Consider the following 26732-nt stretch of genomic DNA (forward strand, 5'->3'; position numbering starts at 1 on the left):
TTAATTGCTCCTCATCTTTGGACGCTTAACGACCCACTTAGTCATCTGACGTCCCGTTAGAACTAAAAAAAGTAGAGATAGAGGTTTACATAACTTTCAAGACTATTAAACTAGCTACTTAAGCTCGTCAACAAAATGTCTCTCAATGTGTTTTTTACCCCTTCTCTTTCTGCTTACGCTGGTGAATCTTTTTTTATGTTCTTTAACTACCCTACGTTCCTTATTCTAACAGTCTTAGCACAAATCTTCAAGTATTAAGTGGGACATTTATGAAATATTCACCTTAAATTTACAATTCATTTTAAAATTGCAAACTTATAAGTAGCCTATACTAGTAGTTTTCCACGTCTATAAAAAATAAAACATGCTCTTAATATTTTTTTATTTAAAAAGACGTTTTTTGTCCCACATCCTACTTGTGGGGCAAAAAACGTCTTTTAAAATCTTTTTCTTTTGGATGATGAAGGTATATTTAACTCTAAGCGATATTTAGCAATCGCCCTTCTTGAAACTTGAATTTCTTTTTCTTCGAGCATATCTACTATTTTCTGATCAGAGAGCGGCTTTAATTTATCTTCCTCTGCCACAAATTCTTGTACAAGTTTTTTAATTGTTGCACTGGAGATATCGCCCATGTTCTCATTTTCAGATGATTTTTTCTGCAATCCTGATGCAAAAAATCGTTTTAACTCATATACACCAGTGCTTGTTTCGATATATTTACCATTCACCGCGCGGCTCACAGTTGATTCGTGCACGCCTAATTCTTCCGCTACTTCTTTCAAAGTTAATGGTTGTAAATGGGCTGAATTATCCAGAAAATACGCTTTTTGATGACGAACAATCGCTTCGCCAACTCGTTGTAAAGTGTTTTCACGTTGTTCGATTCCTTTTTTTATCCAGTCAAATTCACCAGCTTTTTCACGAAGAAATTGGGCGACATCTTTTTCTTCCGTTGCCCGCATGGTTTCATAATAAGCTTCTTGAAAACGCACTTGTGGTAAAAATTGTTTGGCTAATGTAACAGCAAATTCGTTCTCATGTTGAATTAAAATCAAGTCTGGCACCACATATTGTACGCGTTCGGACTCAAACTCAGAACCCGGTTTAGGATTTAGTGTTTTGATATAATCAGATACTTCTTGAATATCTTGCAAACTAACATCCATTTCTGTAGCAATTTTTTTCCATTTTTTCTCCGCAAATTCCGTGAAGAATTTTTGGATAACATCATAAGCAATATAAGGAGCATCAGGTGACCGTTCGATTTGTAAAAGAATACATTCTCTGGCATCTCGTGCACCAACTCCCGCTGGTTCCATGCTTTGTAAAATCTCAAGACCTTCTAGCACACTAGCATCATCCATGAGAAGTGCTGCGCTGACATCTTTTAAATCTATTTGTAAGTAACCATTGTCATTTAAACTTTCTATTAAATACAAAACAATAATTTTATGTGTTTGTGTAACATCCATTAAGTGTAATTGTTCTTTTAGTGCATCTGCTAACGTCAGCTTATTATCGGCGATTTGCTCTAACCAATCTGTATCATCCGAACGTCCAGCGCTTTTACGACTACTATAAGAAAAATCTGTGGAGAAATCTGATCCTGGAATCACTTCAATCAATGGGTTCTCAAGTGCTTTATCTTCTAAAAATGCCACCAAGTCAGCTGTCGCAAATTGAAGCATTGCAATAGATTGGGACAATTGTTGCGTCATATTTAATTTCAGCGATTGTTTTTGTTGTTGCTTTTGGACGAAATTAGATTCTAAACGCAAATTAAAACCTCCATCAAAAATCAGTCTGATAGCACTACCAAACTGGATTATATTCCATTTCTAGTCTTCATTATAACATGCCATTTTTTAAATTACAGCAGATTCTCTTTGTTCTATTCCAAAAAAATCCAAGCACTTGTTTTGTGCTTGGATTTTTTTATTTTGGTAAATGATTTATAAAGTTACGAGAAGCAAAACCTTCCACTTCATCTTTTGTATAGTGTTTTTCTAATGCTTGAATGAAATTTTGGTATTTACCAGCATGCTCTAGGCCTTTAACATGGCTAGAAATACCATCAAAATCTGAGCCAAATCCAATATTTTTCAAACCGCCAAGTTCACAAATATGATCAATATGCCGAATAACGTCTTCCATATCCGCTATACCCGAGTCCGTTGTAAAAATGGGATGGAAGATAACATCAATCATAGCATCATGCTCAATCATCGCTTTAATTTGGTCATCGTCTAAATTTCTTGGATGAGAACATATTGCTTTAGCGCTTGAATGGCTAGCAATAACAAACTCCGCTTTATCTAAGGTTTCCCAAAAAGCTTTCACACTTAAATGCGAAACATCAGTGAATACTTTTCTTTCATTTAAAAGATGAATAATTTCTTTGCCAAAGCGAGTCAAGCCTGCTCCACGTTCTTCCATAATCCCGTCCGATGCTAAATTCGCGTTATTCCACGTTAGACCGACAGATAATACACCACCATCAAGCAATTGCGTTAATTTATCTAAGTCATGCCCAATTGGTTCAATACCTTCTAAAGTTAACATTGCACCAATTTTATCTTCAGGTAATTTCTCTAAATCACACCATTTTTTGATATGGTGAATCACTCCGCCTTTATGAAGCACATGTTGTTTAAAAATATTAACTTGCTCAACCGCTTTCTTCCATTTATGTTCCACAGGAATATCTTCATCAAGAAAAATAGCGAACCCTTGCAGCAACATTTCAGCTTCTATAAGTCGTTCAAAATTTACATCAAGTTCTTCCGCATCTTGAAAAGTATATTTTCCTTTGCCAGCTTGTAACTTGTAAAGCGCATCACAGTGGGTATCAATTACTCTCATTTTCTGTCGTTCCTCCTTTTAGATACATCTATTATATACTTTTCAGAGGAATAGACAAGAAGTTTTTCTAAGAAGCAATTATTTCGTCATTTTATGTTGTTTACCTGGCCAGAATGCCCATTTTCCAAGTAATACGGTAATCGAAGGAACGAGGAATGGGCGAACGATAAATGTATCTAGTAAAACTCCGATAGCTGTAATTAAGCCAAATTGTACTAATAATTGGATTGGTAGCGTTGTTAAGACACAAAATGTCCCCGCTAAAATTAAACCTGCGGACGTAATAACTCCACCAGTTTGACCGACGCCTTCTGTAATCGCTTTTCTAAGTGGTAGTTTCTTACTGTTTTTCCATATACTAGAAATCATAAAGATATTGTAATCTTCTCCTAATGCGACAATGAAAACGAAGGAATAGAGCGGAATTAAGCCAGAAATCGCCTCCACACCCATAGCGTAATGAATGATTACCCAGCCAAGTCCAAGTGCACCAACAAAGGATAATAATACGGTTGCTACTAAATAAATCATTGCTGTAATGGAACGTAAATAGCAAAGTAATAAAATCGCAATTAAGGCGATAACAAGTGGAATAATGACTTTTTCATCATGCTCTGTAACCGCACGATCATCATATTGTGTTGCTGTTTGTCCTGCAATATAAACATCATTTCCTTTATCAGCTGCAGCGCGGACTTTTGGTACTACATCCATCGCTTCGTTACTATAAGGATTGTCTTTCAAAATTAGTGTATATTTTTGGTAGCCTTTGCTTTTTTCCGGACCAGAAACCGAAGCTACACCGTCTACATTTTCAAGCGAGCTTTTCATCGATTCTTTGGAATTCACAACTACTTCCATCGGTGCCAGCATTCCAGCGCCAAAATGATCACTAATTATAGTAAAACCTTCTCTAGATGGCATGTCTTCTGGGAACGTTGAAAGTGTGTCATACGTATATTTGACCTGACTTGTGAAAATACCACATCCAATTAGAATAACTAATGTAATAATTAATACACGTATAGGATGTTTCGCGGATATTTCGCCAATTTTATGCCAAAAACGGTTTTCTTTGTGGTGTTTTGGTGTTTTTCCTTTTTTCTTCGCGCGAGTTTCTTCCATTTCCACCGTTCTTGGGACAAACGGCCAAAACGAAACGCGACCAAATATGCCTAGAAGTGCTGGTACTAGTGTAAGCGAAGAAATCATCATAATGAAAATCGCTAAACTAAACGGTACAGCAAAATTATGGAACGAACCATATTCTGCAGCTAAAAGTAGAAGTAGAGCCGCCATAACCGTTAAACCACTCAGCGCAATGGCACCCGCTGTTCCACTGAAAGCTTCTTTAAATGCTTGGAAACGATTTTTTTCGGTGTGTAAATGGCTACGGAATCTAGAAATCAAGAATAAACAATAATCTGTTCCCGCCCCAAATAGTAATACAGTCATTATCGAAAGTCCTTGGGAGCCATAAGTAATAATTCCCTCTTTCGCAAGCAATCCTAGAATTGGCGTAATAACTAAATAAGCAAAACCTACTGCAATCAATGGTATTAATGCCAAAATTGGTGAACGATAAATTACTAAAAGGAAAACTAAAACAAGTAATACCGTTCCTATTAGTAAGGAAACATCTGCGTCTTTAAATAATCCACTAGCATCCACACTAATTCCAGCCGGACCAGTTGTCCGAGCAACTAATGTATCATCAGCCGTTACTTTCTTAGCAAATGGGTCTTCGCCAATAGTTGTTTTAGCAGCTGATTCCAATTGGTTAAAGCTTTCTGAAAGTTGATCCGACGTTGCACTATCCTTCATAATAACCGTTTGAATAAAGGTCGTGCCATCTTTAGACACTTGTTTTTTAAGAGCAACGGGCGGCATTTTGTCATAAGGCACAGCCATTTTTTGAAAATCTACTGGATTCTCAGTTAGTTCTTTACTATATTTTTGAATGTTAACTAAATCTGCTGTTGTTAATCCAGTTGAACGATACCAAGTTATAAGAGCTGGTACTCCATCTGTTTCTGAAAATTTCTCATCAATTAGCTTTTGAGCAACAACAGATGGTTCTGAACTTGGTAAGTCTTTTGCAGCGTCATCTTTGTAATCAGCAGCTTTTGGAAAGAACAACTGTAAAATTATAATAGCGATAATCCAAATACCTAATGTGATAAAGCGTCCCTTCTTGCCACCAACCCCACTGGCTATTTTACTTAAAAATCCATCTTTCATTATACATCCCCCTTTAAATTTGCTTATTTTTTTTCGTTTATCAAATGATAAGTGAAACGCCAAAAAAAGAAGCACGGTAAATTATACCTCTTTTTTACAAAGCCCAAACATCATTAAATTGATTAATTCATCGATTTGTTCTGTTGTTGTCTGTTTTTGACCAAAACTACCTTTCCCTGAGAATAGTGGACTAATAGTGGACAAACAATATCGTGCAGCTGTTTCGGCACTGACTCCTGTTCGCAGTTCACCAGCACTCTCTAATCGCTCAAAAAAATCTTGAAACGGCTTTAAATAAGTTTGTTGCCATAATTTATATAGTAAATACTGATTTTCCGGCTTCATCTCATTTAAAATATCATGAATCATCAATAAAATATTAGTAGGATGTTCTTCAATTAACATCATTAACATATCATGCAGTTGTTCTTCTTTTACTTTATTCATTTGCAGAATCGGGTGCATTTCAACTTGAATATTTTGCGTCAATTCGCGAACTACTTCAATATAAAGTGATTCTTTATCTTCAAAATGATGATAAAGTGCCGGCTGGGTAATTTTGGCGATTTTAGCTATTTCTCTTGTTGAAACTGCCCGGTAACCTTTTTCCATGAATAAATCTCGTGCTGTATCCAAGATTTTTTGTCTTGTTATTCCTAATTCTTCTGCCCGAGTACGCTTCTTCTCCATCATCACCCCACCCTTCTTATTTTTCCGTAGAAAGTAGTTGTATATTTTTATCAATCAGTTTTTGTAAAGTTTCTTTGTGCCACTTGCGACCAAAAACGCATTTGCTTACAAGGTATTTACCTTCTTCTAGTTCTCCTTCTTCTGTAATAGCACGAATATGTAGACGGTAAACCAATTTCTTTTTTACTAATGCAATTTGCTGAATCGTTTTTGCATCTAAAAAATGCATTTCCGCGTCACTCAATTTGAAAACAAATGTAAAAATCCCAGCTTCTGTAAATGCTAGAATAAGCGTGTGTCTGCCTCGCATATGAGGGCCTGCGTATAAAAAATCAATTGTTTGAACGGTCAAATTATGATTTTCACTATAAGTTCGCACTTCTGTTTCTAATCGTTCTTTCAAACTAGCAGCCAAAATAAGCCCCTCCCTTGCTGATTAATATTTTACCAGAAAATGGTGGAATGAAGTAGATTATTTTTTTATAAATGATAACACCTCTAAAAATTATTATTTAAAATGAAAAAATGGATATTTCGTATTCTATTCTTCTCTCATTCATGGTAATATCAATATTAGTGTTCGCTAGATAGATATAAACGTTTTTACGATTATATAAATATTAAAAAGGAAGTTGGTACGAAAATGGGAGAGCAAAGCATCATGGAAACACGAAACGGGAGAACATCATTTTTTGATGGAGGATTACTGCAGTACATTGGTTGGACAATATTAGGATTTCTTGTAACAATTTGCACTATAGGAATTTGTTATCCTTGGGCTTTATGTATGGTTTATGGTTGGAAGATAAATCACACTGTTATTGAAGGAAAACGCCTAAAATTCCAAGGTTCCGCAGTTGGACTGTTTGGCAACTGGATTAAATGGTTACTACTAACTATAATTACTATCGGAATTTATGGTTTCTGGGTTTTTATTAAGTTAGAAGATTGGAAAGTAAAAAATACGATTTTTAAATAAAATGTAAAAACATCTTACAAACAAGCTAAATGCTGATTGTGAGATGTTTTTTTAGATCCTCTAATCAATCTTTCGCCAATTTCTTCGATTACTGCCAAACCGTAATCTTTATAAATTGCACTCAAAAATAGTCATCCTCTGTTATTTATTAAAAATTTCTCAATGTATATTAATTACTTTTATCATATCTACTTTAAAATATTATTATCAACTACGGTGTATTTTACTATATAAAAAACTTCAAATCATTTTACACCTTTTAATAACAAGGGTTTTCAACGATTTAAAGATTTTTATTACGACGTATGAATGCCCTCGGAGGGAATCGAACCCCCATTTTAAGAACCGGAATCTCACGTGCTATCCGTTGCACCACGAGGGCTTTATGTAGCCTTAGAATCTTACCGTACGAATAATAATTATAGCGAAATTCATATGGTTTTACAAGCTTTATTTTAATGAAGAAGCCGGCAAGTCCGAGGATTTGCTGGCCAAGGTAGTTATTTTACTAATGTCCAAATAGTGGATGTATCTGGAGTTTCACCTTTTACCCACCATTTTGCTTGGTAAGTTTTCCCACCATATGTGACTTTGTCGCCCCCATTGTATGCTTTTAAAGCGTTCCATACTTGAGTTGTTGAGCTTGCTGTTTTCCATACGTCACTTGTGTCTGGTGAATTATCTTTTGTCCACCACTGAGCTGTATACGCTATGCCATTATATACTACTTGATTTCCTGCATTATAAATTTGATCCGGTTTCCACGTATTGCTTATATCCAGTGGTTTTGTTTTCACGGTTATTTCATTACTTGCTAGCGAACGATTACCCGCTATATCTACAGCATAGATTTTATATTTATAACTAGTATTATTTATTAGGTTTATATCTTGGAACATAGTGGATGTAGTTGTGGTGATTTTTGTATTATTACGATAGATTTCATAGTTTTTTACTGCTACATTATCTGAAGACGCTTGCCAGCAAAGGTCAATGGCTCTATCAGTTTGGGCGTGAGACATTAAGCTCGTCGGCGCTGTTGGTGCTTCTTTGTCAGCGGCTGGCGCTTCTTTTGTTGTCACGCTAATTTTGTTTCCTAAGGCCGACTTATTTCCCGCAAAATCTTTGGCGCGGACAGTATAAGTATAAGTAGTGTTTGCATTTACAGTATTATCCTCATAAGTAGTTGTTTGGCTTTCACCGACTACTTTTCCGTCGCGTAAAATTTCGTATCCGTTAATCCCAACGTTATCCGTTGCGGCATTCCATTTTAAACTGACTTTATTTGCTGTTGTTGTTCCTATTAAATTAGTTGGTGCTGTTGGCGATTCTTTATCAACAACCGGAGTTACATCTGAATTTATAATATTTGCATCAATCACTTGGTAAAATGCGTTTCCTGTATCAGCAATCGACCAAACACCTAGAATAACATAATAGCCAGATCGGTCATTTGGAATCGTTATTTGTTGCTTTGTTAGTTGGTCTGGCGTGCTACCATCTGCTGTGATTTGCGCTAATGGTTCAAATTCTGCTCTTGTTAAAGGTTTATTTGGATCCCAACCTTTTTTTGTAATAAAATATTCCCAATTGCTTGTTCTATGAGGAGCAGTGAGTGTCCATTCTACGTTTAGCGGGCCAGATTTTATATCTACCTTTGTCCAGCGATCTTGTGTTTGTTCATCTAGTAATGGGTACTTTCCGCCTCCTGCTATATTTCCATCTTGAGGACCATTTGTTGGAAAACCTTTTGCGGCTTCGATACTTTGAGGTTCATATTCTGCCGCACCAACCCCCGTATTTATCCCTTGATTTGCTAAGTAAACTCGACTTGCCGGTTTTGATATATATCCATGAGCTGAAACACTTGTTTCAAAAAGTACTACTGCTAATACTACAACTGCGAAAAACATCCCGATTTTTGAAAATTTCTTCATTTCTACACCTTCCTTTCGTTATAGTTCATTATACCTTTTTGTTTATTTTATTGAAAAGTTTATGCTTCAAACTTTATCATTTGACCTAATTTGACCATTCGTGTATGATATAAACAAAGCTAATTCAAAATTTACATTTAACAGGAGGAATCTTGATATGAACTTAATTCCAACAGTAATTGAACAAACAAGCCGTGGTGAACGCGCATATGACATTTATTCACGTTTATTAAAAGACAGAATTATTATGTTAGGCTCTGCAATTGATGATAACGTTGCTAACTCTATCGTTTCTCAATTATTATTCCTTGATGCACAAGATCCTGAAAAAGATATTTTCTTATATATCAATTCTCCAGGAGGAAGTATTTCAGCTGGTATGGCGATTTATGATACAATGAATTTCGTTAAAGCAGATGTGCAAACTATTGGTATGGGGATGGCTGCTTCCATGGGATCATTCTTACTAACAGCCGGTGCAAACGGTAAACGCTTTGCCTTACCAAATGCGGAAATCATGATTCACCAACCACTTGGTGGCGCTCAAGGTCAAGCAACTGAAATCGAAATTGCTGCTCGTCACATTTTGAAAATCAAAGAACGTATGAATACTATTATGTCTGAAAAAACTGGTCAACCATATGAAGTTATTGCTCGTGATACAGATCGTGATAATTTCATGACTGCTCAAGAAGCAAAAGATTACGGCTTAATTGATGATATCATCGTAAACAAAGCTGGCTTAAAGGGCTAATAACTATAAAAAGTGGGTTTGCAATTGCAAACCCACTTTTTTGTTGCCTTATTTTAAACGTAGCTCAGAATGTCTTCGTCCATAAAATACATAAACAATAATACCTAATATAAACCAAATCGCAAATGCAATCCAAGTTGTTTTAGATAAATTGAGCATTAAATATACACAAAGCAAAAACGAAAGCGCTGGTACTACAGGATAAAAAGGTGTCTTAAAGCCTTTTTGATTAAGTTCAGGATTACGACGTAAAAAGAAAATCCCTACTGAAACCATCGCAAAAGCAAAGAGTGTACCAATGTTAATTAATTGCGCTAAATCTTCCATTGGCACAGTAGACGCAATTAAGCCCATAACTGTAGCAAATATCATTGTATTTCTAACCGGCGTGTCATTTTTACTAATTTTTGAAAATGATTTTGGGAGTAATCCGTCACGTCCCATTGCGAATAGTAATCTTGTTCCGCCATAAGACATAACTAGTACTACGGTTGTCATCCCAACAATTGCTCCAACTGAAAGTAGACCCGCAATCCAGTTTTGATTAATGGCTTGAAGCGCAAAGGCAACAGGTGCACTAACTCCAACTAAATCAGTGTAAGGAACAACTCCTGTAAGCACTGCTGATAGTAAAATGTATAACAATGTACAAACGGCTAAAGAAGAAATAATTCCGATTGGCATATTCTTCTGTGGGTTTTTCACTTCTTCGGCAGCACTAGAAACGGCATCAAAACCGATATAAGCAAAGAAAACAGTAGAGGCTCCAGTAATGACCCCTTGCACACCAAATGGCAAGAACGGGGTCCAATTATCTGGTTTCACATAAAATGCACCTACGATAATAAATAAGACAACAACTGCAATTTTCACTAAAACCATAATATTATTTACTCTCGTAGATTCGCGAATACCAAAACTAAGTAAAATCCCAATGATCATTACTACTGCGAAGGCTAATAAATCAAAATAAGTCCCCGCACTTGGGTTATAAGCAGATGAAATAACTGTTGGAATGTGCAAATCAAATCCCGCTAATAAACTTTTCATGTAAGATGACCAGCCACTCGCAATTGCTGCAACCGCTAGACCATATTCTAAAATAAGCGACCAGCCAAGAATCCATGCAATTCCTTCACCAAAAACGTGATAGCTATATGTATAAGCACTACCAGCAACTGGTAATTTAGATGCAAATTCTGAATAACAAAGCGCTGCTAAACAACAAGCAATTCCCGCAATAATAAAAGAGATTATAATTCCTGGTCCTGCAATAACAGAAGCGACCTGCCCTGGAAGAATAAATATCCCTCCACCAACAACTGCTCCCACTCCAAGCATCGTTAAATCAAAAGCTCCTAAAGTTTTATTCAAATGATGCTTATCTGTCGCTGGATTATGAAAATTCTTTTTTCTGAAAAAAGAATTAACTTTTGTCATAAAGATTCCTCCTTCTTAAATTCCAATTTTCAGTTAATTAATATGTGTATTTTTAAACTAACTAGAAAACTATTATTCATACTACCATAAACAGACTAAAAAATATACAACATCGGTATAAATTTAACTAAAAAATTCAAATCTTGAATATGATTGTTTTTTTAGTTTAAAACTATACTTGATGCATGTAATAAAAAAAGCTGAAAACCAATTTAATGGTTTTCAGCTTAAGCTTTATTTCCAAGCTCTGGAATATTGTTTTGGTCCTTCAATAGTTTCCCCTAAAGACAGTGCTGCATCTTTAGCAAAATACGGATTACGTAATAGTTCTCGGCCGATAATAATTAAATCTGCACGTTCATTACATAAAATTTCTTCTGCTTGCTCGCCGCGTGTGATAAGTCCTAGTACGCCTGTCGCAATTCCAGCCCCGCGACGGATTTCATCAGCGAATGGCACCTGATAACCCGGAAAAACTGGCGGTGCTACATTAACTAATCCACCTGTACTTACATCAATTAATTCCACACCATCTGCTTTCATCCATTTTGCAAAAGGAATATAATCTTCTAATTGTAAGCCACCATGTGCATAATCAGTTGCAGAAACTCGAACAATAATAGGTCCATCCCATACTTCTTTAACTGCTTTTATAATGTCACTCAAAATTTTGTAACGGTTACCAGCAGGACCACCGTAATTATCTTCCCGACGATTCGTAATTGGCGATAAAAATTGATGAATTAAATAACCATGAGCTGCATGAATTTCGATTACATCAAAACCAGCTTCTTTGGCTCTATAAGCGGCACGTTTAAAATCAGCAACAACTTCTTTAATCGCTTCTTTTGTAAGTTCTACTGGTTTTGCAGATTTTTCGTCATAAGCAATAGCAGAAGGCGCAACTATTTCACCTGGTAAAACAGCTTTTCGACCAGCATGTGCTAACTGAATTCCTGCTTTTGCACCATGAGAATGAAGTCCATCTACTAAATGTTTTAGAGCTGGTACTTGTTCATCATTCCATAAACCTAAGTCAAACTCAGAAATCCGCCCTACTTCTTGAACCGCAGTAGCTTCTAATATCACAAGTCCGGTACCGCCGGCTGCTCGAGAAACGTAATGCGCAAAATGAAAGTCTGTCGCAATCCCGTCTTTATTTTCTACTGAATACATACACATTGGTGACATAACGATTCTGTTTTTTAATGTTACATCTTTTAATTTATATTCTGAAAATAATTTTGACATTCTAATTCGCATCCTTTTCTTTTAATTAACTATTACTAACTTTTAAACCTACTTGCGAAGGAGTTTCTCCGCTTCTAAGACGTTCTGCAATTTGATCTAGTTTGCGAAGACGATGGTTAATACCTGATTTACTCACTTGACCAGTGGTTAGCATTTCACCCAGCTCTTTTAAAGTGACATCCTCATTAGCTATCCGAAGCGCCGCAATTTCACGCAGGCGCTCTGGTAAAGCCTCCAGTCCGACAGTTGATTGAATGTATTTAATATTATCAATTTGTCTAACTGCGGCATTAATAGTTTTATTGAGGTTTGCTGTTTCGCAGTTCACTAACCTGTTCACTGAATTCCGCATATCGCGCATAATTCGAACATCTTCAAAATGGAGAAGTGCACTAGTTGCTCCGATAATACTCAAGAATTCCGTGATTTTCTCTGCTTCTTTTAAATAGGTAATAAAACCATTTTTGCGTTCCAGTGTACGCGCGTTAAGATCGAATTGATTCATTAGAGCGCAAATCGCCTCATTATGCTCTTCATAAACAGAAAAAATTTCTAAGTGATAGGAAGAAGTTTCCGGATTATTAACTGATCCACTCGCCAAAAAGGCTCCACGCAAATAAGCACGCTTGGCACTTCTCTTCTTAACAAATCCCCTATCAATGGACTTGGTAAACGTCATTGGTGGTTCGAGGATACGTAAATCTTCTAGAATCCCTCGTGTACCAGACTTCAATCGAACAATATAAACATTATTTTTTTTCAATTTCATTTTGCGACGTACAAGAAGTTCAATGGGTACTTCATATAAATCTTTCAGCAATTGATACATTCGTCTAGCTATGGCTGCATTCTCCGTTTGGACATCCATTATAACTAATTGATTCGAAAACGAGATTGCACCATTCATTCGAATAAAAGCTGCGAGTTCCACTTTTGCATCGCTATCACTTACGTCCATATGAGTTAATTCTTTTTTGGTTTCCGATGCAAATGACATGGCTTACTCACTCCTTTTCGTTATTTTTATTAGGTAACATCGCTAAAAGCGCATCCGCCACCTTTTCAGCAGCATGACGCACTAAGCCATCCTCTGTCGAAAGAAAATCTTGATAAATGGCTTCTACGCCAAGTTTTTCCATTTCTTTTGCGTTATGCTCTACTTGCGCAACATCTTCTGGAAATAGTAATTCCTTTGGCACTGTAGTTGTATTAATTAATGTTTTATCAATAAAAGATTTACCGACATGTTCATGGATAACTTTAATATGGTCAGCATCTGAGAAAAAGTCCGTTTCTCCAATTTGCGTTAAAATGTTCGTAATATATACTTTTGGAGCCTTACTTGCGGTAATTTCATCTGCTAATTCAGCTAAAAGTAAATTAGGTAAAATACTCGTATATAAACTTCCAGGACCAATAACAATCAAGTCTGCTTCTTTAACAGCTTCTACAGCCGTTGGATAAGGCTTCACATTTTCCGGCTCAATAAAAACACGATTAATATGTTTTCCTTGTAGTGGAATAAGGGACTCACCGTGAACGATAGAACCATCTTCCATTTCAGCATTCAAAATGAGGGGTTGGTCTGTCGCTGGGATAACTTTTCCACGGATTTTAAGTACTGTAGCAAGTACATTTATTGCATCTACATAACTATCATTTAGCTGCGATAAAGCAGTCAAAATCAAATTTCCAATGACATGCCCTGATAAATCGCCATCTACTGCAAAACGATATTGAAATAATTCAACTACACGCGGGTCAACATTAGATAAAGCAAGCATCACATTACGGATATCTCCAGGAGGAAGCACATCCATTTGCTCACGAATTTTACCAGAACTGCCTCCATCATCAGCTACAGTAACAATCGCAGTTAAATGGATATCTTTTTTCTTAAGTCCTTTTAAAACCACAGGGAGACCAGTTCCGCCGCCTATTACGACTACTTTTGGCTTCGTTTCTTTACTCATATTAACGACCCTTTCTACGTTTCATATCTCGGTGTGAAATCGTTGTCTCATATTTTTGTTGGATAGCTTTGCCAACATATTCCGTTAAAGCCACAGAACGATGCTGCCCTCCTGTACATCCAATAGCAATCACGAGCTGTGTTTTTCCTTCTCGTTTGTAAAAAGGCAGTGTAAACATCAATAAATCAATTAATTTATCTAAAAAGGCCCCCGTTTCTGGCCATTTCATTACATATTCATAAACATCCTTATCAAGACCTGTCAGCGGGCGCATTTTGTCGATATAATGCGGATTTGGTAAGAAACGAACATCAAATACTAAATCTGCATCAATTGGAATGCCATATTTGAAACCAAATGACATTAATTGCACATTGAAAACGTCTTTATCTTCCGTTTGGAACTCATTATTAATTCGCTCTCGTAACTCACGCGGCGCCATATTCGAAGTATTAATTACTAATTGTGAGCGCCCTTTTAAATCGCTTAGCAGTTCGCGCTCCGCATTAATTCCATCAAGCACAGAACCATTTGGCTCCAGTGGATGATGACGACGAGTTTCTTTATAACGCGAAACAAGCACCTTATCATCCGCCTCTAAAAAGAGAATTTTCGTTGTTATAAAATTGGTATTATCTAACTCATCAAGTGCTGGTTCAATAGAATCAAAAAATTCTCGTCCACGAAGGTCCATTACGAGCGCGATTTTGTCCATCTTGTCGCTTTCTTTCATCAACTCCCAGAATTTCGGAAGTAAACTTGGCGGTAAATTATCTACACAAAAATAACCGAGATCTTCTAAAGACTGCATTGCAACTGTTTTTCCTGCCCCAGACATCCCAGTAATGATTACTAATTTTAATTGTTTAGAAGCCATATATGCCTCATCCTTTCGCACAAATAATATCTACCTTTCATTTTAGCACACTTCTCACTAGAAAATCCCAGAAAAGTCTCTAAATAGAGTTTCCGGGATTTTTCTTTTTTATGCTTCGATATATTGCATTAAATCAGCTTTTATTTTTTCTAGTTTCTGCGTACTTTCTTCTTCATTTTCACCAAGGATACTAAAATAGAATTTGATTTTCGGCTCTGTGCCTGATGGACGTAAACAGAACCACGAACCATCTTCCAAATAACATTTAATAACATCAGCAGTTGGTAAATGAATTACCTCTGTTTTGCCCGTTTTAATCCAAGTAGTTTCACTTCTCAAATAATCTTCTGCGCGCTCGATGCGGAAACCTCCCATACTTGTTGGAAGCTGTTCGCGGAAGCCACTTGTAATTTCTTTAATGCGTTCTGAACCATCTTTTCCACTCAAAGTAAGTGAAACTAAATCTTCTTTATAATAACCAAATTCTGCATAAATTTTCTCTAAATCTTCAAGTAAAGTCCGACCTTCCGTTTTGCTAACAAGTGCCACTTCGGAAATTGCAAGAACTGCTTGAATAGCATCTTTGTCACGCGTGAACGGCTTAACCATGTAGCCATTACTTTCTTCATATCCAAACTCAAATGTATGCGTACCAGTCTCTTCAAAATGTTTGATTTGTTCTGCGATAAATTTGAAACCTGTTAACACTTCAATCATTTCCACACCAAAATGTTTCGCGATTTCTGTTCCAAGATTACTCGTTACAATTGATTTCAATACAGCTGCATTTGCTGGCAACTCATTCTGCGCTTTCTTTTGTTTTAACAAGTAATGTAAAATAATCGCACCAATTTGATTTCCTGATAAAATCTCGTATTCACCGTCTTTATTACGCACAGCGACACCTAAACGATCAGCATCTGGGTCTGTTCCTACTAAAATATCTCCACCAAATTTCTTACCATATTCAATCGCTAGTAAAAATGCTTCCTTATTCTCAGGATTAGGTGATTTCACTGTTCCAAAATCTGGGTCATTGACAAATTGCTCTTCTACTTTGACAATATTGGTGAAACCGACACTCTGAAGCGCAGGAACGCCAAGGATCCCACCTGTCCCATGTAGCGGCGTGAAAACAATTTTCAAATCTTGGCCGTGCTGCTCCACAAGCTCATTATTCACGATTACTTCTTTTAATTTTTCCAAATATGGTCGATCCACTTTTTCACTAATTACTTCAAGTAAGCCATTTTTAATTAATTCATCTTGGTTCGCCACTTCTACAGAAAAAATATCATCCACTGCATTGATGTAATCTATGACTGCACTTGCGCCATTCGGAGGCATTTGCCCACCATCTTCACCATAAATTTTATAGCCGTTATATTCTGGCGGATTATGACTTGCAGTAATAACAATTCCACCAAACGCATTTAAAAAACGAACCGCAAAAGAAAGTTCAGGAGTTGGTCGAAGTGCATCAAAAACATAACTTTTAACACCATGATGACCCAAAACTGCTGCTGATTCAAAGGCAAACTCTCGTGACATATGACGAGGATCATAAGCAATAACAATTCCGCGTTTCTTAGCCTCTTCTCCATTTTCAGCCACAAATTGTGCCAAACCATATGAAGCTTTCCGGATAGTATAAATGTTCATTCGGTTTGTTCCCGCGCCAAGCACCCCGCGCATTCCAGCTGTCCCAAATTCCATATTCCGATAAAAACTATCTTCTAATTCTTTTTCATCAGACGCAATGTTATTTAATTGATTCTTGAGTGAATCATCTAAAACTTTATTATTGGACCATTTTTGATACTCTTCTCTCCAGTTCATTTTTCAACATTCCTCCAATTTAATGATTTAACTCTCAACAGCAAAACGAAAAGCTGTCTTAGATTTAAAAGGTTTTTCTGGTCTTAAAACGATATTACCAAAACCAGGATGATTAATAGCGTCCACCAAACCTTGTGTTTCCAGTGTAATTCCGGCATATTTCGGCACAGTCTTACCATTTATTTCAAAGTCACCAGCCATGCTATTAGACGTATAAACCAATACGGAATCAGCTTCTGTTTCCATTTCTAAACGACGTCCAGATTGCGGATCAAATAAGACTGCATCTGGTTTACCATTTTCATGTTTTAAAATAAATGTATGATCCAGGCCTTTCCCCGCTATTTGCAATAGTTCATCTTGATTTTTAATAATTTCCATCATTTCACGTCCAGCCCGCAAATCAAAGATAGTATTTTCTACAGAGCGAATTTCACCAATAGGAAGCATTTCTTTATCAATTGGTAAAAATTTCTCACTATTGACCCAAAGCTGATGTGGCAAAATAGTGGAACCAGCTTTTCCTGATAAATTAAAATAGATATGATTACTTGGATTATAAATAGTAGGTTTATCTGTATGTGCCGTATAATCAATAATCCATTCATTCTTGTTATTTAATGTATACGTCATATGCGCATTAATATTACCTGGGTAACCATTTTCACCATCTGCCCATGTATATTCAAAAGTCAGGACAATCTGATCTAACTCTTTTTCTACTGAAACATTCCATAACTTTTTGCTAAAATTCAACTTTCCCCCATGTCGATGGTTTGCACCTTCATTTTGAGTTAATTGATATTCTTCCCCATCTAAAGAAAATTGGCCTTTCGTAATACGACCAGCCACCGGACCAAGCGTAGCACCAAAGTACGGAGAATATGCCAAATAATCATCCATATCCGAAAAACCAAGACTAATATTAGCATATTCACCAAATTTATCTTTTGTTTCAATAGAGGTAATAATTGCTCCATAATTTAGAACACTAATTTTCATACCATGGTCATTTATCATTGTCCACTGCCATACTGTTTCTCCTTCAAAATGACCAAACCGTTTTTTAATTACTTCGATGAAAATCACATTCCTTCATAATTTTTAATATCCACTTGGATGTGTTACATGCCATTTCCAAGCTGTTGCAATAATATCTTTTACATCTGTATAAGTTGGCTGCCAACCAAGAATTTCACGAGCTTTATCACTAGATGCAATAAGTGTTCCCGGATCACCTGCACGACGTGGTACAACTTCCGCTGGGATTTCTTTTCCTGTAACACTGCGAGCTGCCTCAAGCATTTCTCTTACAGAAAAACCGTTACTGCTACCGAGGTTGAAAATATTACTTTCTCCACCATTTTTCAAATATTCTAGTGCTTTGATATGTGCATCAATTAAATCTTCTACTTGTACATAATCGCGTATACAAGTTCCATCTGGAGTATTGTAATCATCACCAAAAATGGACAATTTCTCACGCTGACCTAGTGCAACTTGTAAAATAATAGGAACTAAATGAGATTCTGGTTGATGATCTTCTCCTATAGAACCATCTGCTTTTGCACCAGCGACATTAAAATAACGTAGCGCAACAAACTTCATTCCATAAGCTTTATCACACCATTTCATCATTTTCTCCATAATTAACTTAGTTTCGCCATATGTGCTTTCGGGGTTTGTGGGCATATCTTCTGTAATAGGCACACGTTCAGGCTCTCCATATGTAGCTGCACTGGAAGAAAATACGATATGTTTCACATCAAATTGCTCCATTACTTCTAATACAATTTGTGTACCATAAACATTATTGTTCAAATAATCAAGTGGTATTTCCATGGATTCACCAACAAGGGAACTTGCTGCAAAATGAATCACACCATCCACCGATTCTTTTTCAAAAACGGAACTCAAAAATGTTTTATCGCGAATATCTCCTTCAAAAAATCTTGCTTTTTTATGAATAGATTCTTTATGACCTGTTTTTAAATTATCTACAACTACCACTTCATACCCACGATTAATTAATTCATCTACTGCATGAGAGCCGATATAGCCAGCTCCTCCAAGTACTAAAATACTCATTACCTGTCCATCTCCTCAACTATGTCTTTGTATTTCATTTTACACTACTAAGGTCTATGTAGTCACGCAAAAATGGGTCTAAGACAGATAATCTCAGACCCATTTCATTTTTCTCATTATTTAGCTGTTTCTGCTTCTAATGCTTCTTTCAATTCTTCAACATATTTTTGTGCATTTTGTCCAGCAAGTCCACCGTCACCTGTAGCTGTTACAATTTGGCGTAAACTTTTCGCACGGACATCTCCTGCTGCAAAAATACCAGGAAGGTTTGTACGCATTTCTTCATCTGTAACAATATAGCCTTCATCATCTGTAATACCTAGATTGAGGAATGCTTTTGTAAGTGGCACAAGCCCAACATAAATGAATACACCATCAACAGGCATAATGGATTCGGAACCATCAACAGTAGAAACAAGTTTTGCGCCTGTAACTTTTTTACCGTCACCAATAATCTCTTCTACAGTGCTATTCCAAACAAAATCAACTTTTTCATCTTTAAAAGCTCGATCTTGTAAAATTTGTTGTGCACGTAATTTATCACGACGGTGTACAATTGTTACTTTATCAGCATAACGAGTCAAATAAGTTCCTTCTTCAACAGCTGAATCTCCGCCGCCAACAACAACTAGTTCACGATTTTTAAAGAATGCCCCATCACAAACCGCACAATAAGAAACGCCGCGTCCGCTAAGTTCTTCTTCACCAGCTGCACCAAGTTTACGGTGTTCAGCACCAGTCGCAATAATAATCGCTCGAGCTTTGTATGTTTTTGAACCTGCTGTTACGGTTTTAAATTCTTTGCCATCAACTACTTCTTTAATATCACCATAAGCATACTCAGCACCAAACTGTTTTGCGCCGCTAAGCATCTTGTCAGATAAATCTGGTCCTAATATGCTATCAAATCCAGGGTAATTTTCTACCTCTGCTGTATTGACCATTTGTCCACCTGGTACACCGCGTTCAATCATTAGCGTATCTAAATCTGCACGGGAAGTATATAAAGCCGCTGTCATTCCAGCCGGCCCCGCTCCAATAATAATCACATCATAAATTTTTTCTTCACTAGCCATTTTTTTGCCCTCCTCATTTATGTGTATACAATAGTTAGCCTAAATTAATCCTAATACGGAATGGCAAAAAGGTCTATTTATCTGCTCAGAACTTGTTCGATATCTCTCGCACATTTACTATATTCAAATTCATCTACTAATGCGAGCTTCATTTCAGGCAAAAACAGCTTTGCAATCGCACTCGTAACAGTTTCTATAGTATAACGCCCAAGAATTAACTCTTTTCTATTCTCCATCAGCACTAATGAAAATAACCTTTCATATAAAGGAAGATTTTCTGTATTTAGTAAGATTCCTTTTTCTCGTAAAATGTCCATTGCCTTCATGATGAGATAGCAATTTTGTTCTACATCTCCATCGGGAAAATAATCAAAGTTAGTAAACATTAAGTGTTCCATATATGACCAATTACTCATGTTTAGAAGGGGGTGAAACAATACAAATTCCGGTCGATTCGCCGAAATAGTCATCGCATAAACACCCAAAAGATGAGTCATATCATTTTCAGATTGAAGCATTTCTAAAACCAACCTTGTATCATTTGATAAATCTGCTTCTCGCTCCCAAGGAAACCTAACATCTTCATATAAATCGCACTCTAAAAAAGAATGCCAAAACATTTTTGCTCCTTCGACATCATCTAAATAATAAGCAGCTTTTGCACGATAATAATAATACTTACTTCGCTCCGTAACTTCTAAATCCGCTACTTGTTCAAGTAAATCGTCCGCTTCATCATAGTCTCCCATCATCGCATGAATTAATCCAAGTTTTTCTTTATGATGCGACAGAACAGGTAAAACATCGCGAAGTCCCAAATAAAGCGAATCCGCTTCTTCTCTATTACCTTTATAAAAATGATAAATAAATAAATCGCATAATCCTAATAAATTACCCGGATTTCTTGAAATTAAATCACTTAAAACTTTAACGCCCTCAGCTTCTTTTAATTGTTCAAAATACAACGCTGCAAGTTGATTATAAGCAGGCCAAAAGTTAGGTTTCTCATCAATTACTTTTTTTAAGATATCACATGCAGAAGCACTATCTTCTTCCGCCAAATAACGATTAATCTCTTTTTTGTAGGAGTAAAATTCTTGTTCTAACTTCGAAAAACCATTTTCAATAGTTTCACCAAATGGCGTTTCTTCAAGTAAAACTTCAATTAAATCTTTTGCCTCTTCTGCATAATCTCCGTCAGCAGCTGTTTCTAAATAGCGATTAGCATACTGAAGCGCTCTACGATAATCTTTCATATAAGCAAAATTATTCGCAATAAAATAGTAACAATAATCCATATTACCAAGACGTTTTTCCAAAATATCTCTGAGTAATTGATTGGATTTATGAAATTGACCGATTTCTGTATAACATATTGCTAGTTGACAAAGAATCACTGGCTCTCCAGGTTCAAGTTCTGATGCACGTACCAAATAACGAATTGCTTCTTTGATTTTTTGGTCACGGAAAGCCTCAACACCGCGCTCAAAATAAAACTGACCATTCGGATAAAATGGATAGATTTTTGCTGTTGTTTTTTTGTCTTTTTCCATTTCCCCACCTCCAACAATATCCTTATTCTTCTGAGTATAACATAGAATTTATTTCTTTGGGCAAGAAAAAAAACTACTCAGATTTTACTCTAAAGTAGCTTTTTCTTTTATTATTAAAGGATTCCCATAAGCAAAACTTTCTGGTGGAATATCCTTTGATACGACCGCTCCAGCTGCAACAATCGCTCCATCACCAATTTTAGTACCAGGAAGAATGGTGACATTCGCGCCAACCATAACATTCCGACCAATAACAACTTCCCCTACACGATATTCAGAAAGCACATATTCATGCGTTAAAATTGTTGTATGATAACCGATAATCGAGTTTTCACCAATCGTAATCTTTTCTGGAAAAAATAAATCCGGCATTACTTTATAAGCTATAGCTGTCTTTTCACCAATTTCCATTCCAAGACAAGCACGATAAATTCTACGTTTACCACCCATCCACGGAAAAAAACGGCCAAATTCTATTACTAATGTATTCTTAAAAGCTCTCCAAAAAGAAATCGTTTTATAAACTTGAAAAAGTGTGTTGATACTGTCATCTGGCGCCTTAAATCTATCTAGCCGCCTCAAAGTTTATTCCTCGTCCCTTACAATCGCAAGTAAGTCACTCATTTTTTCTAACATGAAATCTGGCTGGAACTGCGCCAAATGTTCCGGACCTTTAATCGCCCAAGCCACACCAGCAGTTAGCGTTTCCGCATTTTTCCCCGCTTCAATATCATGATAATTATCACCAATCATAATCGCTTCTTCTTTTGTTGCATTCAGTAGAGAAAGGGCCATCTCAATACCTTCAGGATCTGGCTTAGCATTCGATACTTGATCTAACCCAATAACCACTTGGAAAAATTTATCTAATCCAGTCACTTTAAGTCCACGCATAATCGTATCGTACATCTTCGTAGATACAATACCTAATTTATAATCTTCTTCATACAACACACGAATAGCTTCATAAACCCCTTCATATTCTAATATCAAATCATCATGGTGTTTTAGATTATATTCACGGTAAAACACACGCATTTCTTCCGCATGTGCTGGGTTTATTTCACGAAAAGTTTCCATTAAAGAAGGCCCAATAAACGGCAAAATATCCTCTCTTGTAAAAACTCGGTCAGGCAAGAATTCTTGTAACGTTGCTTGGAAAGTTTTAATAATCAACTCATTTGTATTAATTAATGTGCCATCTAAGTCAAACAACAATGTAGTAATTTTCCCAGTCATAATTTCTTCCTTTCTAAAACAAACTCGAAAATCTCCAACTTTTTATTTCTTTTTAGCTACTTTACCAAATTTATCTTCCATGTAATACGGCGGATTCATTTTCAGGCGACGGTAAATAATTAGTCCAATCGATAAAACAATTAGTAGTAAAGATAATACTTGCGAAACCCTAAAGTCCCCCCACATCAAGCTATCTGTACGCATCCCTTCAATAAAGAACCTTCCAAACGAATACCAAATCACGTAACTAAGAAAAAGCTCTCCACTACGTATTTTTGTCCGGCGAATAATCAATAATAAAATAAAGCCAAGTACATTCCATAAACTCTCATATAAGAAAGTTGGTTGATAATAAATTCCATCTATGAACATTTGATTAATAATAAATTCTGGTAAGTGAAGTCCCTCAAGAAAAGCTCTCGTTGTTTCAGCCCCATGAGCCTCTTGATTCATAAAATTACCCCAGCGACCAATCGCCTGCGCAATAATCAAACTTGGCGCAACCACATCAGCAAGTTGCCAAAACGAAATTTTCTTCACCCGAGAAAAAATAATGGCAGTAAGTACAGCACCGATTAACGCACCATAAATGGCAATTCCTCCATGCCAAATTTTTATTATTTCACCTAAATTATTCTTATAAAAGTCCCACTCAAAAATCACATAATAAATTCGAGCACTAATAATCGAAATTGGAATTGCCCATATTAGCAAATCCACAATAATTTCTTTATCCATTTTACGTTTATTTGCTTCACTAAGAGCAAGAAGTAGCGCAATCACAACGGCTGAAGCAATAATTACTCCATACCATTTTACAGAAAGACTACCCATTTGAATCGCCACCGGATCGAGTGGCTGCACACCATTACCCATAATTCCCCTACTTTCAAAAAAGACAACTCCGCAACCAAACAAGATTTTTTATGTTTGCTAGGCTACGGAGAGGTTTTCTATTTATTTAATCATTCATACTGCTATTATGACCTATTAAATTGTTCAGATCTTGTGTAAATTGCTCTGCCGCATTATAGCCCATATTTTTCAAGCGGAAATTCATTGCCGCAACTTCAATAATAACAGATAAATTTCGCCCTGGACGCACTGGCACAGTAATTTTCGGAATATCCATATCAAAGATTTTCGTTTTTTCTTGGTCTAATCCAACACGATCATAATGCTTGTCTGGATCCCAGTTTTCAAGATGTACAACAATAGTAATTTTTTTACTTGATCGAACTGCTCCAGCGCCAAACAAAGTCATTACATTAATAATTCCAAGCCCACGTATTTCAAGCAAATGTTCAATAATTGCGGGTGAAGAACCGATTAACGTCAATTCATCCTCTTGACGAATTTCCACATTATCATCTGCTACAAGTCTATGTCCACGTTTGACAAGTTCCAGTGCAGTCTCACTTTTACCCACGCCGCTACTACCAGTAATTAAAACACCGAGTCCATAAATATCCACTAAAACACCATGCATAGAAATAACTGGTGCCAGTCTGCTTTCTAAATAGTTTGTAATATAAACGGATAAACGTGTAGTCTTTAAACGTGAACGAAGAACTGGAATATCTGCTTCTTTCGCAGCTGCAACTAACTCTTTCGGTACTTCTAAATTTCTTGAAATAACAAAAGCAGGCGTTCGTTTCGTACACATTTGTTTATATCTTTTTAGCCTTTCTTCTGGCTCCATACCTTCCGAGAAAGAAATTTCCGTCATTCCAAAAAGCTGCACACGATCTTCTGGATAATACGAGAAAAATCCTGTAAGCTCCAAACCCGGACGCGACAAATCACTTGTTAAAATAGGGCGTTCAAGTCCCGTTTCTGAACAAATTAGCTCTAAATTAAGTCGTTCCTTTAAATCCTTTACTGTAACCGATTTCGTCATGCAAGTACCTCCAAATGAATTATAAAAGTTCATTACTGTTCGCTACAAAATATTGTTTAGAAAGCTCCTTCTCATTTTAGCACTTTAGAGAGAATCAAGCTACTTCTTTCTTCTCAAATGGCTACACATAGCAAAACCAGCTACATCTAAAAGCCTGTTTTAAGCCTTAAAATGTAGCTGGAATGTTTAATTTTCTTTATTACCCCATAACACGGAATTAATAATCATATTCGCAAACGCCATAATTGCTGCGATAATTAATGCTGTTCCAAAACCATCAATTTGGAATGAATCTCCCATAAAGAAAGTAGTCATTTCAAGCATAATTGCATTCACAACAAAAGTGAAAAGCCCAAGTGTGAATATATTAATTGGTAAAGTTAAAAGGAGTAAAATAGGTCTAATTAGCATATTAAGAATTGCTAATACAAAACTCGCAAGTAGCGCCGTCATGAATCCATCTACATGAAAACTTGTAAAAAATCCAGATAATGCTACAAAAAGTACCGAGTTAATAATTACGCCTATAATCCAACGCATATTTTAGTTCACTCCCATTCTGATTCAGGTGTTTGTTTCGGAATAATAATTGCAGCTATGATATAAAGTAAAATCCCGGATCCTAAGAATAAAGAAGCTGCTACCCATACTAAACGAACGATTGTTACTTCAATACCAAAGTATTCTGCAATCCCACCACAGACACCAGCAATCATTTTTTGTGATGAAGATTTATATAACTTTTTCATTGTTTTCCCTTCCTTTCATTTAATTAAACGTTTTTGTTTCAAGTTCAGAGACTTTAATAATCCCATTTCCAACTTTTGCTTGAAGTGTGGCCATGCTTATTTCTTCTGCATTTTGAGTGAAAACAAAGGTTCTCTCTGCATCATCCCAAATTTTTGCGTTTTTTAAGTCAAAATAGATTTTTTCTTTTTTTGTTCCGAGTGTTCCATCGACATTCCATGTTGGCGGAATTTGAATCCGAATATCGCCATTAGGTGCTGCCAAATCTGCTGCTTTAGAAGTTTCGTTTTCAAGAATATATTCAACATCCCCTTGAGCTGCCTTAGCAATGGTCGTATGGAAGTTACCTTGAAGCGCAATATCTCCTTTTGCAGTAGACATATCTACATTTTCAACGGAGCTACGTTTAAAGAAAATTTCTCCGTCAGCAGATTCAGTGCTAAGAAATTTACCGCTAGCTCCAGAAGAACGGATATCTCCGTGACGTGTTTTGATAATAGCATCTTCCGCGGCTGTATCATCATATTTCAAATTACCATTTAATAATTGAATTTTTACTTGTTCATATAAGCGCTTTGGAATTGTGACAACTAAATCTGTTTTTAATAATTCATTTTTTGATTCAAAAGTAAAACTATCCGGAGTAATATCTAGCATTGTTTGGCTAAAGAAATAATCCCATAGTTTAGCTTCACTCAATTGGCGAATAGATCGTGCTTTTTCATGTACAGCTAGTACTGCACGAATTTTCATTTGATCTTTGTCCCAAGAACGGATAATAACGTCTCCAGTAGCTACTCTAATTGTAAAGGAACGGAAAGTAGCCTCATCAAAATTGAATTCTCGTACCGGACGAGGTCGCGCTTCTTTTCTTCTTGCTCCGTGGTGAATTGGTTCTGTTGCTGATGGTTTAGGTCTTCTGTGATGATGACTATTTCTCATTGCTTCTCGCACTTCCTGTCTAGCTTCATTACGTCCAGCGTGGCGTCTTCTTTTTTCTTCCACACGACGACGGTGACGTTCAAGTACTTCTTCATTACTAGTGTCAGAAGAAGGAATCACAAACAAGGCAATGATATAAGCGATAATTGCAATACCGGTTTTCATCGTGATAATTGTGATGATTATATAAATAAGTCTTAGAAGCGTGGCATCTATTCCTAAAAACTCAGCAAGTCCGCCAAACACTCCACCGACTTTCCGGTCCACTCTTGATCTTCTTAGTTTTTTATCCATGCTAGCTCTTCCTTTCTTTTTTCTATGTAAAATCTAGCGCGCTTTTG

Annotated in this window: 25 protein-coding genes and 1 tRNA gene; 2 read left to right on the plus strand and 24 right to left on the minus strand. The window is 36.4% G+C overall.

The features are described 5' to 3' along the window. Window positions 1-437: 437 nt before the first annotated feature. The 5 genes from rpoN to LWE_RS12360 form a co-directional block, all read right to left on the minus strand. A complete protein-coding gene (rpoN, locus tag LWE_RS12340; protein ID WP_011703146.1) occupies window positions 438-1781 on the minus strand; it encodes an RNA polymerase factor sigma-54 in 1344 nt (447 codons plus the stop codon). 157 nt (window positions 1782-1938) lie between these two features. Then, window positions 1939-2865: a dipeptidase gene (locus LWE_RS12345; protein WP_011703147.1), complete on the minus strand. Its 927-nt coding sequence runs from the start codon at window positions 2863-2865 to the stop codon at window positions 1939-1941. A 78-nt stretch (window positions 2866-2943) separates the two neighbouring features. Further along, window positions 2944-5106, minus strand: coding sequence for an MMPL family transporter (locus LWE_RS12350; protein ID WP_041176376.1), 2163 nt, complete (start codon window positions 5104-5106; stop codon window positions 2944-2946). 81 nt (window positions 5107-5187) lie between these two features. Continuing rightward, the gene (locus LWE_RS12355) at window positions 5188-5796 is read right to left on the minus strand and encodes a TetR/AcrR family transcriptional regulator (protein ID WP_011703149.1); all 609 of its coding nucleotides are present in this window, start codon (window positions 5794-5796) and stop codon (window positions 5188-5190) included. 16 nt (window positions 5797-5812) lie between these two features. Then, a complete protein-coding gene (locus LWE_RS12360) occupies window positions 5813-6211 on the minus strand; it encodes a hypothetical protein (RefSeq protein ID WP_011703150.1) in 399 nt (132 codons plus the stop codon). A 228-nt stretch (window positions 6212-6439) separates the two neighbouring features. Between LWE_RS12360 and LWE_RS12365 the strand changes: the two genes are divergently transcribed. Then, on the plus strand, window positions 6440-6775 hold the full coding sequence (locus LWE_RS12365; protein WP_041176377.1) for a YjgN family protein: 336 nt from the start codon (window positions 6440-6442) through the stop codon (window positions 6773-6775). Between the two features lie 310 nt (window positions 6776-7085). Here LWE_RS12365 and LWE_RS12370 read toward each other — a convergent pair. Further along, window positions 7086-7157: transfer RNA gene (locus tag LWE_RS12370), tRNA-Arg, on the minus strand. Window positions 7158-7275: 118 nt separating this feature from the next. Then, a complete protein-coding gene (locus LWE_RS12375) occupies window positions 7276-8712 on the minus strand; it encodes a lytic polysaccharide monooxygenase (protein ID WP_011703152.1) in 1437 nt (478 codons plus the stop codon). Between the two features lie 157 nt (window positions 8713-8869). Here LWE_RS12375 and clpP point away from each other — a divergent pair, with 157 nt between their 5' ends. Then, a complete protein-coding gene (gene clpP / locus LWE_RS12380; protein WP_011703153.1) occupies window positions 8870-9466 on the plus strand; it encodes an ATP-dependent Clp endopeptidase proteolytic subunit ClpP in 597 nt (198 codons plus the stop codon). 48 nt (window positions 9467-9514) lie between these two features. Here the strand turns inward: clpP and LWE_RS12385 are convergent, their stop codons facing one another. The 17 genes from LWE_RS12385 to LWE_RS12465 form a co-directional block, all read right to left on the minus strand. Next, window positions 9515-10906 carry an amino acid permease gene (locus LWE_RS12385; RefSeq protein WP_011703154.1) on the minus strand — a complete coding sequence of 464 codons (1392 nt, stop codon included), beginning with the start codon at window positions 10904-10906 and terminating at the stop codon, window positions 9515-9517. A 234-nt stretch (window positions 10907-11140) separates the two neighbouring features. Then, complete coding sequence (gene namA, locus LWE_RS12390) at window positions 11141-12157, minus strand: NADPH dehydrogenase NamA (RefSeq protein WP_011703155.1); 1017 nt, start codon at window positions 12155-12157, stop codon at window positions 11141-11143. A gap of 25 nt (window positions 12158-12182) precedes the next feature. Beyond that, a complete protein-coding gene (whiA, locus tag LWE_RS12395) occupies window positions 12183-13154 on the minus strand; it encodes a DNA-binding protein WhiA (RefSeq protein ID WP_011703156.1) in 972 nt (323 codons plus the stop codon). Window positions 13155-13161: 7 nt separating this feature from the next. Beyond that, window positions 13162-14130: a YvcK family protein gene (locus LWE_RS12400; RefSeq protein WP_011703157.1), complete on the minus strand. Its 969-nt coding sequence runs from the start codon at window positions 14128-14130 to the stop codon at window positions 13162-13164. A 1-nt stretch (window position 14131) separates the two neighbouring features. After that, window positions 14132-15007, minus strand: coding sequence for an RNase adapter RapZ (rapZ, locus tag LWE_RS12405; protein ID WP_011703158.1), 876 nt, complete (start codon window positions 15005-15007; stop codon window positions 14132-14134). A 108-nt stretch (window positions 15008-15115) separates the two neighbouring features. Further along, window positions 15116-16846 (minus strand): phospho-sugar mutase, encoded by a 1731-nt coding sequence (locus tag LWE_RS12410; RefSeq protein ID WP_011703159.1) that lies wholly within the window; start codon window positions 16844-16846, stop codon window positions 15116-15118. Between the two features lie 27 nt (window positions 16847-16873). After that, a complete protein-coding gene (locus LWE_RS12415; protein ID WP_011703160.1) occupies window positions 16874-17935 on the minus strand; it encodes an aldose epimerase family protein in 1062 nt (353 codons plus the stop codon). A gap of 15 nt (window positions 17936-17950) precedes the next feature. Further along, complete coding sequence (gene galE, locus LWE_RS12420; protein WP_011703161.1) at window positions 17951-18934, minus strand: UDP-glucose 4-epimerase GalE; 984 nt, start codon at window positions 18932-18934, stop codon at window positions 17951-17953. 116 nt (window positions 18935-19050) lie between these two features. Further along, a complete protein-coding gene (gene trxB / locus LWE_RS12425) occupies window positions 19051-20010 on the minus strand; it encodes a thioredoxin-disulfide reductase (RefSeq protein ID WP_011703162.1) in 960 nt (319 codons plus the stop codon). A gap of 77 nt (window positions 20011-20087) precedes the next feature. Further along, window positions 20088-21563, minus strand: coding sequence for a tetratricopeptide repeat protein (locus LWE_RS12430; protein ID WP_011703163.1), 1476 nt, complete (start codon window positions 21561-21563; stop codon window positions 20088-20090). 84 nt (window positions 21564-21647) lie between these two features. Continuing rightward, window positions 21648-22145: an acyltransferase gene (locus LWE_RS12435; protein ID WP_011703164.1), complete on the minus strand. Its 498-nt coding sequence runs from the start codon at window positions 22143-22145 to the stop codon at window positions 21648-21650. Window positions 22146-22148: 3 nt separating this feature from the next. Further along, a complete protein-coding gene (gene ppaX, locus LWE_RS12440) occupies window positions 22149-22802 on the minus strand; it encodes a pyrophosphatase PpaX (RefSeq protein ID WP_011703165.1) in 654 nt (217 codons plus the stop codon). Between the two features lie 42 nt (window positions 22803-22844). After that, a complete protein-coding gene (lgt, locus tag LWE_RS12445) occupies window positions 22845-23678 on the minus strand; it encodes a prolipoprotein diacylglyceryl transferase (RefSeq protein ID WP_011703166.1) in 834 nt (277 codons plus the stop codon). An 85-nt stretch (window positions 23679-23763) separates the two neighbouring features. After that, the gene (gene hprK, locus LWE_RS12450) at window positions 23764-24702 is read right to left on the minus strand and encodes an HPr(Ser) kinase/phosphatase (protein WP_011703167.1); all 939 of its coding nucleotides are present in this window, start codon (window positions 24700-24702) and stop codon (window positions 23764-23766) included. 186 nt (window positions 24703-24888) lie between these two features. Continuing rightward, window positions 24889-25242, minus strand: a complete 354-nt coding sequence (locus LWE_RS12455) for a phage holin family protein (protein WP_011703168.1) — start codon at window positions 25240-25242, stop codon at window positions 24889-24891. Between the two features lie 8 nt (window positions 25243-25250). Continuing rightward, window positions 25251-25451: a PspC domain-containing protein gene (locus tag LWE_RS12460; RefSeq protein ID WP_011703169.1), complete on the minus strand. Its 201-nt coding sequence runs from the start codon at window positions 25449-25451 to the stop codon at window positions 25251-25253. Between the two features lie 19 nt (window positions 25452-25470). Beyond that, window positions 25471-26685 carry a DUF4097 family beta strand repeat-containing protein gene (locus LWE_RS12465; protein ID WP_011703170.1) on the minus strand — a complete coding sequence of 405 codons (1215 nt, stop codon included), beginning with the start codon at window positions 26683-26685 and terminating at the stop codon, window positions 25471-25473. Window positions 26686-26732 lie beyond the last annotated feature (47 nt).

Source organism: Listeria welshimeri serovar 6b str. SLCC5334, assembly GCF_000060285.1.
In the GTDB taxonomy this organism is placed as follows: domain Bacteria; phylum Bacillota; class Bacilli; order Lactobacillales; family Listeriaceae; genus Listeria; species Listeria welshimeri.

Bases quoted from the DNA above. Each gene is read 5' to 3' on its own strand.
- LWE_RS12345 (WP_011703147.1), bottom strand. From the start codon at position 2,865: ATGAGAGTAATTGATACCCACTGTGATGCGCTTTACAAGTTACAAGCT.
- LWE_RS12350 (WP_041176376.1), bottom strand. From the start codon at position 5,106: ATGAAAGATGGATTTTTAAGTAAAATAGCCAGTGGGGTTGGTGGCAAG.
- LWE_RS12355 (WP_011703149.1), bottom strand. From the start codon at position 5,796: ATGGAGAAGAAGCGTACTCGGGCAGAAGAATTAGGAATAACAAGACAA.
- LWE_RS12365 (WP_041176377.1), top strand. From the start codon at position 6,440: ATGGGAGAGCAAAGCATCATGGAAACACGAAACGGGAGAACATCATTT.
- LWE_RS12375 (WP_011703152.1), bottom strand. From the start codon at position 8,712: ATGAAGAAATTTTCAAAAATCGGGATGTTTTTCGCAGTTGTAGTATTA.
- clpP (WP_011703153.1), top strand. From the start codon at position 8,870: ATGAACTTAATTCCAACAGTAATTGAACAAACAAGCCGTGGTGAACGC.
- LWE_RS12385 (WP_011703154.1), bottom strand. From the start codon at position 10,906: ATGACAAAAGTTAATTCTTTTTTCAGAAAAAAGAATTTTCATAATCCA.
- namA (WP_011703155.1), bottom strand. From the start codon at position 12,157: ATGTCAAAATTATTTTCAGAATATAAATTAAAAGATGTAACATTAAAA.
- whiA (WP_011703156.1), bottom strand. From the start codon at position 13,154: ATGTCATTTGCATCGGAAACCAAAAAAGAATTAACTCATATGGACGTA.
- LWE_RS12400 (WP_011703157.1), bottom strand. From the start codon at position 14,130: ATGAGTAAAGAAACGAAGCCAAAAGTAGTCGTAATAGGCGGCGGAACT.
- rapZ (WP_011703158.1), bottom strand. From the start codon at position 15,007: ATGGCTTCTAAACAATTAAAATTAGTAATCATTACTGGGATGTCTGGG.
- LWE_RS12410 (WP_011703159.1), bottom strand. From the start codon at position 16,846: ATGAACTGGAGAGAAGAGTATCAAAAATGGTCCAATAATAAAGTTTTA.
- galE (WP_011703161.1), bottom strand. From the start codon at position 18,934: ATGAGTATTTTAGTACTTGGAGGAGCTGGCTATATCGGCTCTCATGCA.
- trxB (WP_011703162.1), bottom strand. From the start codon at position 20,010: ATGGCTAGTGAAGAAAAAATTTATGATGTGATTATTATTGGAGCGGGG.
- LWE_RS12430 (WP_011703163.1), bottom strand. From the start codon at position 21,563: ATGGAAAAAGACAAAAAAACAACAGCAAAAATCTATCCATTTTATCCG.
- ppaX (WP_011703165.1), bottom strand. From the start codon at position 22,802: ATGACTGGGAAAATTACTACATTGTTGTTTGACTTAGATGGCACATTA.
- lgt (WP_011703166.1), bottom strand. From the start codon at position 23,678: ATGGGTAATGGTGTGCAGCCACTCGATCCGGTGGCGATTCAAATGGGT.
- hprK (WP_011703167.1), bottom strand. From the start codon at position 24,702: ATGACGAAATCGGTTACAGTAAAGGATTTAAAGGAACGACTTAATTTA.
- LWE_RS12455 (WP_011703168.1), bottom strand. From the start codon at position 25,242: ATGCGTTGGATTATAGGCGTAATTATTAACTCGGTACTTTTTGTAGCA.
- LWE_RS12460 (WP_011703169.1), bottom strand. From the start codon at position 25,451: ATGAAAAAGTTATATAAATCTTCATCACAAAAAATGATTGCTGGTGTC.
- LWE_RS12465 (WP_011703170.1), bottom strand. From the start codon at position 26,685: ATGGATAAAAAACTAAGAAGATCAAGAGTGGACCGGAAAGTCGGTGGA.